The sequence below is a fragment of the Reyranella sp. genome, assembly GCF_052439685.1.
Classification (GTDB): domain Bacteria; phylum Pseudomonadota; class Alphaproteobacteria; order Reyranellales; family Reyranellaceae; genus Reyranella.
The window spans coordinates 88491-105232 of the sequence record NZ_JBQVQG010000007.1 but is presented as its reverse complement, the minus strand read 5'-3'; the positions used below and the strand labels follow the sequence as shown (position 1 = coordinate 105232).

The following is a 16742-nucleotide window of genomic DNA, read 5'->3' as shown; positions in this document are numbered from 1 at the left end:
CGGCGCGGCAGGCGGGAGGCTGGCGGGGGAGGGCCGCGACGGGGCGGCGGGGGAAGGCATCGGGTGCGGGCTTAGCGGGTCGCCTGTGTAAAAGAAAGGTCTCTTGGCGGGAAGCAGCAATGACCTATGTTGCGGCCATGGAAGAACTCCTCGCCCTTGCCCGCGACCCCCAGGCTTGGGCCGCGCTCGCGACCCTGATCGTCATGGAAGTCGTGCTGGGCATCGACAACCTGATCTTCATCTCCATCCTGACCAACAAGCTGCCGGAAGAGAAGCGGTCCAGCACCCGGCGCATCGGCATCGGGCTGGCGGTATTCCTGCGCCTTGGCCTGTTGGGCAGCATCGCTTTCATCGTCCAGCTTACCTCGCCGCTCTTTTCACTGTTCGACCATGGCTTTTCCTGGCGAGACCTCATCCTGATCGCCGGCGGCCTGTTCCTGATCTACAAGGCGACCAGCGAGATTCGCGATCATGTCGTGGGAGAGCACGAAGACGAGGAGGCTGCAGTCGCCAAGGCCGTGCGCGTCACCGTGGCGGGCGTCATCGGCCAGATCCTGATCCTCGACCTGGTTTTCTCGCTCGACAGCATCATCACGGCCGTGGGCATGACCGACGATATCCCGGTCATGGTGATCGCCGTCGTCGTGGCGGTTGGCCTGATGCTTGCTTCGGCTGACGGTCTTGCCAGGTTCATCGGCAACAATCCGACCATCGTCATGCTGGCTCTGGGCTTTCTGCTGATGATCGGCATGACCCTGATCGCCGACGGCATGGGCGTGCACGTGCCCAAGGGCTACATCTATGCGGCCATGGCCTTCTCGGGCCTGATCGAGGGGCTGAACATGATGGTGCGTCGCGCACAGCGCAAACGACCGTTGCGTAAGCGGCCACGCTGACGCACTGACAAGGGGCGGAGGCGCGCGCTAAGCTTCCGCCATGAAGCTCAAGGATCAGGTGGCTATCGTCACGGGCGCGGCATCCGGCATCGGTGCCGCGACCGCCCGGTTGTTCGCAACCGAAGGCGCGAAGGTCGCACTGGTCGATCTCGACGAGGCGGGGTTGGCGAAAGTCGCCGCCGAGATCGGCAGCGAGACTCTCGTCATCCCGGCCGACGTCAGCAACAACGACCAGGCGCGTGCCGGCGTGGCAAAGGTCCTCGAGAAATGGGGCCGCGTCGACGTACTGGTCACGGCGGCGGGCGCCTCCTTCGGCGGCACCGTCGATAAAGTCGACGAGGCGACCTGGGATCGCACCTTCGCGATCAACGTGAAAGGCACCTTCCTCTGGGTTCATCACGCCATCCAGCCGATGATCGCGGCGAAGTCCGGCGCCATCGTCACCCTGGGCTCGCAACTCGCGCAGTCGAGCCTCGGCACCAACGTGGCGTACATCGCCTCGAAGGGCGCGATCGTGTCCTTCACCAAGACGGTGGCCGTGGATCATGCGGCGCAGGGCATCCGCGTCAATGCGTTGATGCCCGGCGTCATCGACACGCCGATGCCGGCGCGCTCGCTGAAGCGCCAGCCCGATCCGGAAGCGGCGCGCGCCTTCTGGAAGGTGCGCCATCCGATGGGCCGCATCGGCCAGCCTGAAGAGGTCGCCAAGGCGGCGCTCTTCCTTGCCTCTTCCGACTCATCCTTCACCACGGGATCGCTGCTGTTCGTCGACGGCGGCTGGACGGCGCACTGACATGCCGAAGAAGCTCACGACTGAACAGGTCGAAGCCTATGCGCGCGATGGCTATGTCTGCCCGGTCGATGCCTTCTCGACCGAACGGACACGGGCGTGGCGCGACAGGCTCGAATCCTTCGAGCGCGCCCAGGGCCAGAAGCTGACGCGGGGCCATAATTTCAAGCCGCATCTTCTCTTTCCGTGGGTCGATGAGATCGTGCATTCGCCCGAGGTGCTCGATGCGGTCGAAGACCTGATCGGCCCCGATATCCGGCTGTTCCATCTCAGCGTCTGGCCCAAGGATGCAGGCTCGGGCACCTTTGTGAGCTGGCACCAGGACGCGACCTACTTCGCGCTGGAACCCGCCTGCCACGTCACCGCCTGGGTAGCGCTTTCCGACGCGCCGGTCGAGGCGGGCTGCATGGAAGTCGTGCCGGGGTCGCACAAGCTCGGCCAGCTGCCGCACGCGGAGATGCAGGACCCCGAGAACCTGTTGTCGCGCGGCCAGGAGCTGGCGGGCGACTTCGACCGCAGCCGGACGGCCTTCATGCCGGTGAAGGCCGGCCAGTTTTCGCTGCACCATACCCATCTCGTGCACAATTCGCGGCCCAACCGCTCGAACGACCGTCGCATCGGGCTGGGCATCAGCTACATCCCGACCTCGGCGCGCTGCACTTCGTCGACTCGTGTCAGCGCCATGCTGGTGCGCGGCGAGGATAGCTACGGACATTTCGACGACGAGCGCCGGCCGTTGCAGGATGCGGGGCCGGAGGAGCGCACCTTCCACGCCGAGGCGGTGGACAGGTTCCGACGAATGAATACCGAGCAGACCGACAACAAGGTTGCGGTCGTCAAGAGGTAGGAATGCACACGATCAAGCTGCCGTATCACGACCGCTATCCCTATTCGCCGATCACCGAGCGCAAGGACTATTCGTGGCCCGAGGGCAAGCGGCTCGCGGTCTATATCGGCCTCAACATCGAGCACTTCGCTTTCGGGGCGGGCGAAGGGCACCTCCTCACCGTCGCCAATCCGCCGCCCGATCCGCGGACCTTCGCCTGGCGCGACTACGGCAACCGGGTCGGCGTGTGGCGCCTGCTGGAAATGTTCGACGAGCTCAATCTGCCCGCCGCGCACCTGATCAACACGACGGTGTTCGACTATGCGCCGCAGATCGTCGACGCGCTGAAGGCCCGCGGCGACGAGTTCATCGGCCATGGCCGCACCAATGCCGAGCGCCACGGCGGCATGTGGGAGGCCGACGAGAAGCGCTTCCTGCAGGAGATCAGCGACTCCATCGAGAAGGCATCGGGCCAGCGTCCGCGCGGCTGGATGGCGCCGTGGATGGCCTCGACCCGCGTCACGCCCGACCTCCTCAAGGAGACCGGCTACGACTTCCTGATGGACTGGCCCAACGACGACCAGCCGATCTGGATGAAGACGCGCTCAGGCCCTCTGATGAGCATTCCCTACCCGATCGAGGTCAATGACAGTCCGCAGGTCCTGGTGCGCCATCACAGCGGCGAGGAGTTTCGCGACATGATCATCGGCCAGTTCGAGGAACTGCTGCGGCAGTCGGCGAAGCAGCCGCTGGTCTGCGGCATCGCGCTGCATACGATGATCGTGGGTCAGCCCTACCGGCTTCGGGCGCTGCGCGAGGCGCTGCAGCACATCGCGAACCACCCCCAGAAGGACAAGGTCTGGTTCACGCGGCCCAGCGACATCTACGACCATTGCGCGGCGCTGCCCAAGGGGGCCATGACGCCGCCGCCGGCATAGACTCTCAGTCGGGGTTTACCGAGACGCCGAGTCGTTCGAGGAGCTCGGTCTGCTGGCTTTCGCCGATCATCAGGCCGGCGTAGCCGGACAGAACGGCCAGGTTCAATCCGGAGATCGTCGAGCCGCGAAAATCCGCGCGGGTCAGATTGGCCCGCTCCCATTCGGCCTTTTCGAGCGAGCAGTCGCGCAGGATTGCGTCGGTGAGGTTGACGTCGAAGAAGGCCGTGTCGAGAAACCTGCAGGTCTGAAACTCGCAGCTTTCGAGCGACACGCCGGAGAAGTCCGTGAAGGTGAAGTTGCAGGCTTCGAAACGTGCCCGCGTCACGATCACCCGCTTCGAGATCGCCTTGGTAAACGTCGAGCTGTGGAAGCGTACGCCCCTGAAGCTGCATTCCCGTGCACCGAAATCGTGCATGTCGCAACGTTCGAAGCTGTTGACCGCGAAGTTGCACTTCTCCGCCTCGACGCCGCGCAGATCGCAGAAGGCGAAGGTGCTTCCCTTCTTCTGATCGGCGTCGAAAAAGCTGCTGTCATGGACGCGGACTCCCGCAAGCTTGCAACTCGCAAACCGCACCGGCGAAAAGCGGCACCCCTTGAAGTGGGCTCCTGAGAAATCGGCGCCGCGGATGGAAGGCGGTTCGAAGATGCAGTCGATGAAGCGACACTCCGTGAGGTTGAGTTCGTCGAGCGTGACGGCAGCCGTAAAAGCCACGGCCTCGAAGAGGCGGCTCGCCTCCAGCCCTGCATCAAGTTCGTCCTGGCGAAGTGGCTTATGTGTGGGGGTGGTGTTCGCCATGGGTGTGGATTTCCCGCTAGCAGCAGGGTCGGCTGGTCGATTCGCCAGATCCTTCGCGGCGCTCAGGCCGACAGAAATCATCGCCCATAGACGGCGCTCTCGAAGGCGTGGAAGAGGGGCAGCGACTTCACGTCGGCGAAGGGCAGGATCTGGGTCATGTAGACGCCGCCCAGGCGTTTCTTGCGATCGATCCAGTAGTAGGTGTTGGGCAGGCCGGCCCAGGAGAGGCTGCCCGGCGAGCGGCCGGTCGGGGCTTCCGCGTTGTTGATCATGAAACTGAGCCCCCATTGCTTGGCCACACCGGGAAAGAACTCGGCATCGTTGGACAAAGCTGGCATCACGGTCCTGAGCAGGCTCACTGTCGAATCGCCCATCGCGTTGCCGGCCATCGCATCGACCGTCTCGGGCTTCATGACGATTTCGCCGTGGGCCGACTTGCCGCCGTCCAGCACCATGCGCACGAACTTCAGATAGTCGTTGGCCGTCGAGTAAAGGCCGCCACCGCCCGCCTCGAATTCGGGCTCCTGCGGGATCTCGCGCTTCAGGTCGGCGACGAGGCTGCCGTCGGCCTTGCGGTGATGGACGCGGGCCATGCGGGCGCGCATCGCCGGGGTGATTCGGAAGGCGGTGCTGTCCATGCCGAGCGGCGCGAACAGATCGTCGTGCATCACCTGGCCAAGTTTACGACCCGTCACCGCCTCGACCATCTTACCGGCCCAGTCGATGCCGATTCCGTACTGCCATCGCGCGCCGGGATCGAACAGCAGAGGCGTCGTCAGCGACCTGTCGAGGCCGGTGCCGATGGTTGGCACGTCCATGACTTCGCGATACCGCAGGATCTCGGGATTCCAGATATCGTAGCCGAAGCCCGCCGTGTGCGTCAGCAGGTGACGCAGGGTGATGTCGCGGACCGGTTTGCGCAGGCGGGGCTGGCCCGCTGCGTCAAAGCCTTCCAGCACCTGCACCTCGCCGAGATAAGGAATCACGCTCTTGGCCGGCGCGTCGAGCTCCAGCGTGCCGCGTTCAACCTGCTGCATCGCCACCGCGCCGGTGACGGCCTTGGTCATGGAGGCGAGCCAGACGACCGTGTCGGGCGTCATGTCGGCGTCCTGTCCCAGGATCGCCTTGCCGAAGCCACCCTCGTAGATCGTGCCGTTCCCATCCGTCGCGACGGCGGCGACGCCGGGTACGTCGCCGCGCTGCACGGCGTCGTTCAGGATCGTATCGATGCGCGTTTTCATGGCTTAGCTCCCGCAAGGCCAACGGTATCCAGGGCAAAGGCGTAGCCGATCGCCACCTCGTCGAGGCGGGAGAAGCGGCCCGAGGCGCCGCCATGGCCTGCGCCCATGTTGGTGTGCAGGATCACCGGTCCGCCGCCGGTCATGGTCGCGCGCAGCCGCGCGACCCACTTGGCCGGCTCCCAATAGGTCACGCGCGGGTCGGTGAGACCGGCCATCGCCAGGATCGCCGGATAGTGCTGCGCCGTCACATTGTCGTAGGGCGAGTAGGAGCGGATATAATTGAAGGCCGCCGCATCGGTGATCGGATTGCCCCACTCGGGCCATTCCGGCGGGGTCAGCGGAAGCGTCTCGTCGAGCATGGTCGCCAGTACATCGACGAACGGCACCTCTGCGACGATGCCGGCAAAGAGTTCGGGAGCCCGGTTGGCGACCGCGCCCATCAGCATGCCGCCGGCACTGCCGCCATGGCCCACGATGCGTCCGGCCGACGTGTACCTGGCCTGGATCAAGGCACGACCGGCCGCGACGAAATCGTCGAACGTGTTGGTCTTCTTCTCCCGCTTGCCGTCGAGATACCACGACCAACCCTGGTCGGAGCCGCCGCGGATATGGGCGATGGCATAGACGAAGCCGCGGTCGACCAGCGACAGCCGGTTCGCCGAGAAGGAGGCCGGCATGGCCATGCCGTAGGAGCCGTAGCCATAGAGCAGCAGCGGCGCGCTGCCGTCACGCACCAGGTCGCGGCGATGCAGGATCGACACCCGCACCTCGGCGCCGTCATGTGCGATCGCGGTGATGCGGGTCGTGACATAGGCTGCAGGATCGTGACCGGAGGGGATCACCTGGCGTTTTCGCAGAGTCCGCTGCCGGGTGGCCATGTCGTAGTCGTAGACCTCCGACGGGGTCGTCATCGACGAATAGACGAAGCGCAGGGTCGTGGTGTCGAACTCATAGCCGCCCGCCATGTCGAGCGCGTAGGCCGTCTCGTCGAAGGCGATCGCATGCTCTTCTCCGGTCGCGAGATCGCGGATCACGATAGAGGGCAGGGCGTCGGCGCGCTCCAGCCGGGTGAGATGGCCGGCGAAGAGTTCGATATCGAGGATGTAGGTGCCCGGCCGATGCGGCACCAGCTCGCTCCAGTTCGCCCGTTCCGGTGCGGTAAGCGGCGCGATCGCGATCCTGAAATCGATGGCGCCTCCCTCGTTGGTGAGAATGAACAGCTCGTCGCCGCGATCGGCCACGCTGTAGCGCACACCCTTCTCACGCGGGGCGATCAGCCGCGGCTCGGCATCGGGCGAGGAGAGATCGAGCAACCATTGTTCGGTCGTGTCGTGGTCGCCGCCCGAGACGATGCAGAAGCGGCCGCTGGCGCTTTCGCCGATGCGGGTGAACCAGCCCACATCCTTTTCCTCATAGACCAGCACGTCGTCGGCCTGCGCCGTGCCCAGCCGATGCCGGTACACTTTCAGCGGGCGATGGTTTTCGTCGACCCGTACATAGAAGAAGAACGAGCCGTCGCGGCCCCAGACGACGCTGCCGCTGGTCTCGTCCAGGATGTCGGGCAGGTCCTCACCTGTGTCCCAGCGCCGGATGCGCAAAGTGTAGAACTCCGAACCGAGCAGGTCGGCGCTCCATGCCTCGAGGCGATGGTCGGGCGAATGCCGCGTGCCGCCGAACTTGAAATAGGTCGACTGTTTCGCCAGCGCGTCGCCGTCGAGGATCGTCCGCATCTCGCCGCCGTCGCGCGGCGTGCGTCCGATCTGCTGATGCTGGCCGCCTTCGCGGAACTTCCAGAGATAGGCGAAGGGCCCGTCCGGCATGGGTACGCCGGAATCGTCCTCCTTGATGCGGCCGCGCATCTCGGCAACCAGCGTCTTCTGCAGGGCCTGCGTCGGCCTGAGCTTCTCCTCGGCGTACGCATTCTCGGCTTCGAGGTAGGTGCGAATCTCAGGATCAAGCAGCGATGGCTTGCGCAACACCTCCTGCCAGTTCGCGTCCTTGAGCCAGGCGTAATCGTCCGTGATCGTAACGCCGTGCAGGGTGCGCCGCGACGGGTGTCGCGGCGCGATCGGTGGCTTCATGAGGAGCTCGCAGAGGTTAGTAGTTGCCGGCCTTCGCGGGCGCCTTGGCCGGCGCCGCAGGCTTGTCGCCCAGCAGGCCGCGCATCTCGGCGCCCTTGGTGTCCCACCAGTCGGCGAGGATGCGGACGTCCCAGCCGATGCAGAAATGCTTCACGCCCATGTCGAGATACTTGGCCGCCTGGCTGGGATCGCGCAGCTCGACGCGGGGATGCAGTCCCTTCTTCAGCGCGGTCTCGATCGTCTTTTTCTCGGCCGCCACCACGTCGGGGTGGTTGGCCTGGCCGGTCAGGCCGATGCTCATCGAGAAGTCCGAGGCGCCGAACTGCACCATGTCGAGGCCGGGCACGTCGAGGATGGCGTCGAGATCGTCCACGCAGGACTTCTTCTCGACCATGATGGCGATCACGACCTCGTTCAGCGCATCCACGTAAGCCGGCGAGCCGCCCGTGCGGACCGTGCCGACATCGCGCCGCATGCCGACACCCAGCCGGCCGCGACCGCGTGCGCCTTGGGCCATCGTCGTCTCGGCACGCACGGCGTCGACTGCGGCCTTGGCATCCTCGACCGAGCGGATGTCGGCGAACAGCACGCTCTGGAAGCCCGAGCCGATCGCTCGCATGGCCTGGTGCGTATATTGGGTCTGCTCGATCTTGATCATACCCGACATGCCCATCAGCTCGAATGAGCGGCCGAGATTGTCGAGATCGTGCATGGTGAAGGGCGCGTACTCGGCGGTGAATTCCACATAGTCATACTGTTTGGAATGACCGATCAGTTCGACCAGCGTCGGCCAGGCCGACAGGATGTGCGTGCCGAGCGTCGGCTTGCCTTCGTTCAGGCGTTCGCGAAGTGGATTGCGGCTCATCTTGTTCCCCCAGGGTGGTCGTTCGCGCTAGTGTGGCATCTAGTGCAGGGGGAGTTCCATGTTTCCGACGAGAGATAAACTGACAATCTGCTTCGCGCATGCGGCATACCAGATGAAGGCGCGGTTCGATGCCCGGAATACAGGCATCAACAGCTTTCAGGTGCGCAGCTACGACGAGTTCGTGCAGAGGGTCGGCGAGGCTGATGTCGTCTCGGCCTCGGGCATGTGGAAGAACGACATCATCCCCCATGCCACGAAACTGAAGTTCGTCCAGTCGATCAGCTCCGGCATGGACCAGTATTCCAAGGAGTTGCTGGGCGCCAAGGGCATCCGTCTCGCCAGCGCGGCCGGCGTCAACGCCCGCGCCGTGGCCGAACACGCGCTGGCCCTGATCCTCGCGGTCTTCCGCCGGATCCCGGAGGCCCGCGACAACCAGCACAAGAAGGTATGGCGCGGCATGCTGGGCGATCTCACCCAGCGCGAGGACGAGCTGGGCGGCAAGACGCTGCTGATCGTCGGTATGGGCCGGATCGGCAGCCATCTCGCCAAACTCGCCAAGGCCTTCGACATGAAGGTGATCGGCATCCGCCGCGACCCGAAGGCCGGCACCAATGGCGCCGATGAAATCTACGCCATGGACGACTTGGTGAAGCTGGTCCCGGAAGCCGACATCGTGGCGCTGGCCTGCGCGCTGACGCCTGAGACCACTGGCCTGATGAGTGCGGCGGCCTTCGCGGCGATGAAGCCTTCGTCGGTCTTCGTGAACGTCGCACGTGGCAAGGTCGCGGACGAGGTGGCGCTGATCAAGACCATGGAAGGCAACGAGATCTGGGCGGCGGCGCTCGACGTCACCGCGGAGGAACCGTTGCCGGCGGCATCGCCGCTCTGGACGATGCCCAATGTCTTCATCACTCCGCACACCGCGGGCGAAACACGCGCCTATGAAGACAACGTCATCGACATTCTGATCGAGAACCTCGACCGCCTGTGGCGGGGCGAGACGACGCTCCGCAACCAGGTTCTGTAGACCGAACGAACGACCGCTTCTCAGGGAGAACGAGCTAGTCCTTGTCCTTCTTGCCGCCGCCGCCGCCGTTGTTGTTCCGCTGAGGCTGCTGCTGTTGTTGCTGCTGCTCAGCCTTCGGCGGCTGGGCAATCTGCTGCTGCTGTGGGGCCGGCGCGCGGGTCTCCCGATCCTTGGGAGCCTGCTGCGGCTGCGGGCGCTGTGGCTGGGCCTGTTGCGGCTGCTGTTGCGGCTCTGCCCGTGGCTGCGGGGCAGGAGCGGGGGCGGCCTGACGCGGCGCTTCCTGGCGGGGCGCAGCCTCGGGCTTCGGCGCCGGCTGCTGCTTGGGCTCGTCCTGACGCGGCAGGGGAGCAGCGGCGGGAGACCGCTGCGGTGCTGGCGTCGCCTGTCTCGGTTCTTCCTGCTTCGACTGCGGGGCAGCATTCGGCTTCTGCTGGGCAGGTGCCGCCTGCTTGCGCTCTTCCTGACGAGACTGCGGCTCGCCCGGCTTGTCGGAGGACGGAGCCGCCTGCTTGGGCTCGTCCCGCTTCCCGTCGTCCCGCTTTGACGGCGACGGGTCAGGCGAGGCGAGGGCGGGCTTCGGCGGTGCGGGCGCGGCCTCCTTCTGCGACGGGGCGGCCGCCTTGCCAGGTTCCTGTTTCGCCGGCTCCGACTTTCCAGTCTCCTGTTTAGCTTTCTCCGGTTCTGCCTTGTCCGTCTCCTTGAGGGCAGGCGGGGCCGCACCTTGACGCGGCTGCAGAGGCGGCACTGCCGTCTTGGTGTCGGCCTTGTCGGTCGTCGCCTTGCTGTCGGTTGAGGCGATCTTCGGACCCGGCGCGACAGCCTTCTTCTCGTTTTCCGCGGGCTTGGGCTTGGCGAGGGTCTGCATGTCCGCCACGGCGGTTTTGGACACCGAGACGTCTCCTGCCTTGGCCTTCGCGTCTGCCGGGCCCTTGACCTCGGCCGGCGCCTTGTCGTCGGCCGGCTTCGCGGCGGCCTTGCCAGCGGCGACGGCGGCAATGGACGCGGTCGGCGCCGGCGGCGCGGAGACGGGCGCTACCGCCGCCTTCGTGATCTGATCGGCGGTGACTTTCAGGGCCGCGCGCTGGACGGGCTGCGAGCGCACGAAGGCCTGCGAGGGCACGATCGTCGCGAAACGCTGGTTGGCCAATACCGAGTTCTGACCCGCGACGAAAGCCTCACGGCGTTGCGCGCGCGCCCAGCGATCGTTGAGGTCGCGATCCTGGATTCGCGCCGCGCGGTTGATGCGCTGGTAGTAGTCGCGGTTGGTCGAGTAGGGCGGCACATAGGCTTCACGCGGTCCGAGGGGGAACCAGCCCACCGGTCCGGTATTGCTGCCCTGGTTGCCGAGCTGCGCCGCCAACTCCAGGCCGCCCACGAACGCGACCAGCGCGGGTGCGTAGACCGGGCGCTCCTCGCGTTGCGGCGGCACCCACACCCAGCGATTGTTGCTGTTGGCCCAGCGCCCATAGTGATAGGGCGCGAAGCCCCAGGGCTGTTCGTCGATCCAGGTCCAGCCCCACGGCTTCACGTAGGACCAGTGGCCGGTGCGATAGGGCGCCCAGCCGGCCGGCGTCGAACGCGGCACCCAGACCTGCCCGTAGCTGCCGTCGTTCACCCAGTTGCCGTAGGCGTTCAGGTCCTCGTAACCGGTCATGCCGGCCGGCAGGTATTGCGGCTGCTGGTCGTAGACCACCTGCTTGTCGCGCGCGGCCCACGAGGCCGCCGGAGCCGGCGGTGCGGCGCGCACGGCCTTGAGCTGCATCGAAGAGCCGTCACCGTAGACTTCGCCCACTTCACCGGGGCGCACGGCCAGCGTCTGGCCGTTGAGGCCCTGGATCTGCGCCGCCCCGGCGCGCACGCCGAGACGTGTCGGGTCCTGCTGCGAGCCGGCCTCGATATAGTAGTCGCCCTGCTGCTGCAGGGTGATCGTCCCGCGCGGCGTCACGATCTCGTAGGGCTGCGTGGCGTCCATCTGGGCTGTGGTCTTCACGTCGACGCGGCCCTGCGCCAGCTGCAGGCGAACCTGTCTGTCGTCGATCTGCGTCATGTCGAGCTCGGTGGAGCCGTCCAGGCGGATGCGCGTGCCGGCAAGCGACACTTCGCTACGTGAATTCGGCTCGGTCCAGAGTGCGTCGCCACTCGTCAGGGGCGTGTTCACTACGGCCTTCGTCCAGCCATTCTCTTCGTCGTCATGGAAGGAGACTGTGCCGTCCACGAAGGCGAGACGTCCGACGCGGCCCGGCGGGTCGTTCTGGGTCTGTGCCATGACGGTGCAGGTGATCAGCGAGGCCCCGACGAAACCGGCGAGAAGCTTCATCGTCGTGCGTCCAAACACTTCGCCCATACGGGACCTCCTGCTAGGCTAGGTCTCGTGAACGCCCAGCCGGTATCCCGGTTGCGGGCGTCGAGAGAAACACAGGGGGAAGAGAAGATGAGCGTCGCCGACCCGCACCGCGTCGTCCTGACCGGCGAGAATCCGTTCCTTCGCCTCAGCGAGAAGGACGGCGATCCCAATTCGACCGACGCCAGCTACTGGCGGATCCTGTTCTGCCCGGCTGGACCGGGACATGTGCTCTATCTGAAGAGCGAGCTGACGCACGGCCATTGGCGCATCTATTCCGACAACATCGCCATGGCGCGCTGGCTGCAGCAGACCGTGCAGGGGATGCTGAACCCCGAGCTGAAGGACCTGTCGATCCCGGTCATCGATGCCGATTTCAGCAAGGCCGGCGATCCGCGCTACTTCTGGACCGAATATGTTTCGGCGGCTGATGCCGAGATCGCGCTCACCTGGCACGACATCGGCGATCCGCTGCTGATCCACACCGAGCCCAACCAGGAACCCAACCCGCGTCCCTACGGTGTCTGCACCGTGCTGGTCCCGGCGCTTTCCGGCCGGCTGACGCTGAACGGCCAGCAGGCCCGCGGCAAGCCGTGGCCGCGCGAACGCGAAGGCCGCCCCTTCAGCACCTCGGCGCTGGCCTTCTCGGAGAGCTGGACGGAAGCGCGCTGACGCGTTTTCTCGAGCAAGACTGAGATCTCCCGCGGACCAAAGACCTCATGCTGAGAGGCTGCCCCTCGAATACCTCGGGGTAAACTCCGCGGCCGTCTCGAAGCATGGGCACGCGCACCACGTGTGTTACCCATCCTTCGAGACGCGGCCTGCGGCCGCTCCTCAGGCTGAGGTGGTATGGGTGGTCAAGGGAGTGGAAAGACTCTTTGCTAAAATTGTTCTACGGCGCGAAGCCGTAGGCCTTGGCGAGTTCGGTGTAGCTGTCGCGGCGGACCTGCTCGTCGTGGGTCCAGGTGACGACGGCCATCTCGTCGACGCCGACGCGTTCCTTGAGTTCGGTGATGCGCGCCGCCACTTCGGGGCCGGTGCCGACGAAGGAGTCCTTGCGGAACTGTTCCATCCTCGCCGCCTCGTAGGCGGTGACCGGCGCCTGCGCCGCCTCGTCGGGCGGCAGCAGCGGGCCCAGGATGTTCTTGTCGCGATTGATCCGGCTCAGCGCCCGCGACGTGAAATGGTACTGCGCCTTCTCCATCGTGTCGGCGGCCAGCGCCCAGACGCAGAGGGCGGAGTGTGGCTCAGGATGGCGCGCGCTCGGGCGATAGTTCTTCTTGTAGAGCTCGATGGCGCGCTCGCCACCGGCGCCGTCGCTGAAGAACCAAGCATAACAGTAGGGCAGGCCGAACAGCGCGGCGACCTGCGCGCCGTAGTCGGAGCTGCCCAGGATCCAGACCTCGGGTGCGGTCGGGCTCTGGGGAAAGGCCTTCACCGTCGCGAAGGGGTGGCGCTCGACCAGCGGTTCGTTGTGGACCCAGGCGATCAGGTCGCGCACGTCGGCGGGGAAATGCTCGGGCCGCTCGTTGGCCGCGGGATTGAGGGCAAAGGCGGTGCGGCCGTCCGAGCCCGGTGCCCGGCCGAGGCCCATGTCGATGCGGCCGGGCGCCAGGGCGTCGAGCACGCGGAAGACCTCGGCCACTTTGAATGGCGAATAGTGCGGCAGCATGATCCCCGCGCTGCCGATGCGGATTCGCTCGGTCGTGGCCGCGATCGCCGCCATCACGATCTCGGGCGCGGTCCCGACGATGGTCGGATGGTTGTGATGCTCCGACACCCAGAAGCGCTCGTAGCCCAGCGCCTCGCAGTGCCTGGCAAGCGACACGGTGTTGCGGATCGACTGGTCCTGCGGCCGTCCCGACACGGCGATCGACTGGTCGAGGACGGAGAGGCGGAAGGAACGCGACATGGAAGGGAGATGGGCCTTGCGGCCTATTCCGGCAAGGTCGCGATCATATAGAGCGTCTGGAGTTGCTGAGTCGGCCGCGCGTTCTTGCCAAACACGTCGCTGAAGATCGTGGCGACCTGGCCCGACCGATAGATGTGGCTGAGTGCCCGGTCGACCGCGAGGCGGAAGGGGCCTTCGCCAAGCTTCATCGCCAGGGCAAAGGGTTCCAGGCTGAGATAGGTGTTCGCCAGCAGGATCTTGGCCGCGTCCTTGTGGTCCTTGATCATGGCTGTGAGCATCGCCCCACCGGCGAAGTAGGCGGCGATCTCGCCCTTCTCCAGCGCCGTCATTGCTGCGGTAAAGTCGGTGAAGGGCACGACAGTCGCTTTGACCTGGATGGAAGCCAGCGCCTTGCGCAGCTCTTCCTCGGTCAAGGTGCCGGCAACCGCGCCGACCTTCTTGCCGGCGAGATCCTGCATGTCGCGCGGTCCGTCACTGCGGATGGCGAAACTCGTGCCGTCGACGAAGGTGGTGATGGAGAAATCGACCACGGCGCGGCGGTCGAGCGTCTCGGTGAGCGAATCGCAGAGCAGGTCGATCTTGCCCTGCTTGATCATGTCGAGGCGGTTCTCTGTCGTGACGGGCACGAACTCGACCTTGAGCCCAGGCAGCTTGAGCTGCTGGGCGATGTCCTTGGCCACCGCCTCGCAGAGCTGGACCATGAAGCCGGCCGGCTGGCCGTTCGAACCCTTGTAAGCGAAGGGAGGGGCGTTCTCGCGAAAGCCGCCGCGGAGTACGCCGTTCTTGGCGATATCGTCCAGGGTGCCGGCCCAGGCGCTGCCGGTGGCCAGGAAGCCCAGCGTCACGGCAAGGCCGCTCAGGAATCGCTTCATCTCGTCCCTCTATCGAATGACGGCGAAACAATCCGATATTCGGCCCGTTGTGACCACTGGAAATCCGGAGGACGCCATGGCCCGTTCCAAGATGTCTGCTCCCGTCTCCCGTGTCGTGGGCATCGACCACATCTCCATCCGGGTCAGAGATTACGAGAAGTCGAAAGCCTTCTATGGCGGGCTGTTCGCCTTCCTCGGCTTCGAGATCTCCGACGAATATCCGTCGACCATCGGCTGGACCAACGGCCAGACCCGCTTCTGGATCGCGCCGGCGGAGGGGCGCAAGACGCATCGCATCGGCGATGTCGGCTTCCACCATTATGCATTCCAACTGCGCACCCGACGTGACGTCGACGCGCTGCAGGGCTACCTGGAAGGGCAGGGCGTGCGTATCGTCGATCCGGCCGCCGAATATTACGAGGACTACTATGCCGTCTTCTTCCTCGATCCCGACGGGCTGAAGCTGGAAGGCATGAAGTACGGCGAGTTGATCGCGAAGCGAAAGCGCAAACCCTCCCGGAAGAAGGGCTAGGAACGGGCCCGTTCTGCTTGTAGCGCGGCGCCCTGCGGGCCAAACTCCGGCCCGATTTTCTGGACCCCGGAGGACCGCCAATGTCGACCGCCACTGCCGAAATGAAGACCCAGGCCCAGCCGGCCAACACCTACAAGCCCAAGGGCATGCTGATCGGCGGCAAGTGGGTGGAGAGCGCTTCGGGCGCCCGCATCATCATCGAGAATCCCGGCAAGCGCACGGCCGTGGCCGAAGTGCCGCGCGCCGCGGAAGCCGATGTGAACGCCGCCGTCGAGGCGGCCGAAAAGGCCTTCCCGGCCTGGAAGAACGTGGTGCCGCGCGAGCGCGGCAAGGTCCTGCTGAAGATCGCCGAGGTGCTCGAGGCGCGCAGCGAAGAGATGGCGCGCACGATTGCGCTCGAAACTGGCAACGCGCTGCGCACCCAGGCACGCGGCGAGGCCAAGCTGGCCGCCGACATCTTCCGCTATTTCGGTGGCCTGGGTTCGGAACTCAAGGGCGAGACCGTGCCGCTCGGCGAGCATGTGCTTTCCTACACGCGGCGTGAGCCGATCGGCATCGTCGGCGCCATCATCCCGTGGAACGCCCCGGTCATGCTGGGCGCCCTCAAGATCGCGCCGGCTCTGTGCGCAGGCAACGTGCTGGTGATGAAAGCGGCCGAGGACGCGCCGATGGCGGTGCTGCTGATGGCCGATATCTGCCAGGAGTTCCTGCCACCCGGCGTGCTCAACGTCCTGACCGGCTACGGCGCGGAATGCGGCGGACCGCTGGCCAATCACCCGAAGATCCGCAAGCTCTCCTTCACCGGCTCGACCGAGGTCGGCAAGGTGATCATGCGCGCCGCGGCCGAGCGCATCGTGCCGGTCTCGCTCGAACTGGGCGGCAAGAGCCCCTCGATCGTCTATCCCGATGCCGACGCGGACTGGGCGGTCGACGGCATCATCAACGCCATGCGCTTCACCCGCCAGAGCCAGAGCTGCACGGCCGGCTCGCGCATGTTCCTGCATGAAGACATTTTCGACAGCTTCCTCGCGAAGCTCGAGAAGAAGACCACGGCGCTGAAGATCGGCGACCCGCTCGACGAGGCGAGCGACATCGGCACCATCATCAACAACAAGCAGTACTCGAAGGTCTGCAAGTATGTCGAAGACGGGCTCGCCCGCTCCGACGCCAAGCTGGTGTTCGGCGGCCTGCCGCCCAAGACCGGCCCGTTGAGCGAGGGCTACTTCACGATGCCGACCGTGTTCGCCGATCGCTCGAACGACTGGCGCCTCGCGCGCGAGGAGATCTTCGGGCCGGTGCTGGTGGCGATCCGCTGGAGCGACGAGGCCGAGGCGATCCGCATGGCTAACGACAGCCACTACGGCCTCGCGGCCTATGTGTGGACGCACGACATCGGCAAGGGCCTGCGCGCGGCGCATGCCATCGAATCGGGCTGGGTGCAGGTCAACCAGGGTGGCGGCCAGACGCCGGGCATGTCCTACGGCGGCTACAAGCAGAGCGGCCTCGGCCGAGAATTCTCGCTCGAGGGCATGCTCGACAGCTTCACGCAGCGCAAGAGCGTGACGGTGAATCTGGCGGTCTGACGCCGGGGGGGCGCCACTCCAGTGGCGCGTCTTCTCTTCTTG

Annotated in this window: 15 protein-coding genes; 8 read left to right on the top strand and 7 right to left on the bottom strand. The window is 65.7% G+C overall.

Annotation, left to right across the window (positions count from 1 at the left end; all coding sequences use genetic code 11):
• Positions 1 to 137 precede the first annotated feature (137 nt).
• The 4 genes from ACT6UX_RS11720 to ACT6UX_RS11705 are packed head-to-tail and all read left to right on the top strand — an operon-like array spanning position 138 to position 3450.
• Positions 138 to 896 (top strand): TerC family protein, encoded by a 759-nt coding sequence (locus tag ACT6UX_RS11720; protein WP_444775479.1) that lies wholly within the window; start codon positions 138 to 140, stop codon positions 894 to 896.
• Positions 897 to 936: 40 nt separating this feature from the next.
• Positions 937 to 1689: an SDR family oxidoreductase gene (locus ACT6UX_RS11715; RefSeq protein ID WP_444775325.1), complete on the top strand. Its 753-nt coding sequence runs from the start codon at positions 937 to 939 to the stop codon at positions 1687 to 1689.
• Position 1690: 1 nt separating this feature from the next.
• A complete protein-coding gene (locus tag ACT6UX_RS11710) occupies positions 1691 to 2533 on the top strand; it encodes a phytanoyl-CoA dioxygenase family protein (RefSeq protein ID WP_444775324.1) in 843 nt (280 codons plus the stop codon).
• Between the two features lie 2 nt (positions 2534 to 2535).
• A complete protein-coding gene (locus tag ACT6UX_RS11705) occupies positions 2536 to 3450 on the top strand; it encodes a polysaccharide deacetylase family protein (protein WP_444775323.1) in 915 nt (304 codons plus the stop codon).
• Positions 3451 to 3454: 4 nt separating this feature from the next.
• On the opposite strand, the gene ACT6UX_RS11700 is transcribed toward ACT6UX_RS11705, so the two are convergent.
• From ACT6UX_RS11700 to ACT6UX_RS11685, 4 genes are read right to left on the bottom strand one after another with little or no spacing between them, the layout of a single operon-like run.
• Complete coding sequence (locus ACT6UX_RS11700; RefSeq protein WP_444775322.1) at positions 3455 to 4327, bottom strand: pentapeptide repeat-containing protein; 873 nt, start codon at positions 4325 to 4327, stop codon at positions 3455 to 3457.
• Positions 4324 to 5487: a serine hydrolase domain-containing protein gene (locus ACT6UX_RS11695; protein WP_444775321.1), complete on the bottom strand. Its 1164-nt coding sequence runs from the start codon at positions 5485 to 5487 to the stop codon at positions 4324 to 4326. The genes ACT6UX_RS11700 and ACT6UX_RS11695 overlap by 4 nt, the downstream gene beginning before the upstream one ends.
• The gene (locus ACT6UX_RS11690) at positions 5484 to 7568 is read right to left on the bottom strand and encodes a S9 family peptidase (RefSeq protein WP_444775320.1); all 2085 of its coding nucleotides are present in this window, start codon (positions 7566 to 7568) and stop codon (positions 5484 to 5486) included. Before ACT6UX_RS11690 ends, ACT6UX_RS11695 begins: the two co-directional genes overlap by 4 nt.
• 16 nt (positions 7569 to 7584) lie before the next feature.
• Positions 7585 to 8433 carry an HpcH/HpaI aldolase family protein gene (locus ACT6UX_RS11685; RefSeq protein ID WP_298309604.1) on the bottom strand — a complete coding sequence of 283 codons (849 nt, stop codon included), beginning with the start codon at positions 8431 to 8433 and terminating at the stop codon, positions 7585 to 7587.
• 112 nt (positions 8434 to 8545) lie between these two features.
• Between ACT6UX_RS11685 and ACT6UX_RS11680 the strand changes: the two genes are divergently transcribed.
• The gene (locus ACT6UX_RS11680; RefSeq protein ID WP_444775319.1) at positions 8546 to 9460 is read left to right on the top strand and encodes a D-2-hydroxyacid dehydrogenase; all 915 of its coding nucleotides are present in this window, start codon (positions 8546 to 8548) and stop codon (positions 9458 to 9460) included.
• 34 nt (positions 9461 to 9494) lie between these two features.
• Here ACT6UX_RS11680 and ACT6UX_RS11675 read toward each other — a convergent pair whose 3' ends face one another.
• Positions 9495 to 11804, bottom strand: a complete 2310-nt coding sequence (locus tag ACT6UX_RS11675; protein WP_444775318.1) for a DUF6600 domain-containing protein — start codon at positions 11802 to 11804, stop codon at positions 9495 to 9497.
• 87 nt (positions 11805 to 11891) lie between these two features.
• Here ACT6UX_RS11675 and ACT6UX_RS11670 point away from each other — a divergent pair, with 87 nt between their 5' ends.
• Complete coding sequence (locus ACT6UX_RS11670; RefSeq protein WP_444775317.1) at positions 11892 to 12473, top strand: hypothetical protein; 582 nt, start codon at positions 11892 to 11894, stop codon at positions 12471 to 12473.
• A 220-nt stretch (positions 12474 to 12693) separates the two neighbouring features.
• On the opposite strand, the gene ACT6UX_RS11665 is transcribed toward ACT6UX_RS11670, so the two are convergent.
• Together ACT6UX_RS11665 and ACT6UX_RS11660 are read right to left on the bottom strand one after the other, a co-directional pair.
• Positions 12694 to 13713, bottom strand: coding sequence for an LLM class flavin-dependent oxidoreductase (locus ACT6UX_RS11665; RefSeq protein WP_444775316.1), 1020 nt, complete (start codon positions 13711 to 13713; stop codon positions 12694 to 12696).
• Between the two features lie 23 nt (positions 13714 to 13736).
• Entirely contained in the window at positions 13737 to 14585 is an 849-nt protein-coding gene (locus ACT6UX_RS11660; protein WP_444775315.1) for an amino acid ABC transporter substrate-binding protein, read from the bottom strand.
• Between the two features lie 76 nt (positions 14586 to 14661).
• On the opposite strand from ACT6UX_RS11660, the gene ACT6UX_RS11655 reads away from it, so the two are divergent.
• Together ACT6UX_RS11655 and ACT6UX_RS11650 are read left to right on the top strand one after the other, a co-directional pair.
• Entirely contained in the window at positions 14662 to 15117 is a 456-nt protein-coding gene (locus tag ACT6UX_RS11655; protein WP_444775314.1) for a VOC family protein, read from the top strand.
• Positions 15118 to 15197: 80 nt separating this feature from the next.
• Positions 15198 to 16700, top strand: a complete 1503-nt coding sequence (locus tag ACT6UX_RS11650; protein WP_444775313.1) for an aldehyde dehydrogenase family protein — start codon at positions 15198 to 15200, stop codon at positions 16698 to 16700.
• The last annotated feature ends 42 nt before the right edge of the window (positions 16701 to 16742 follow it).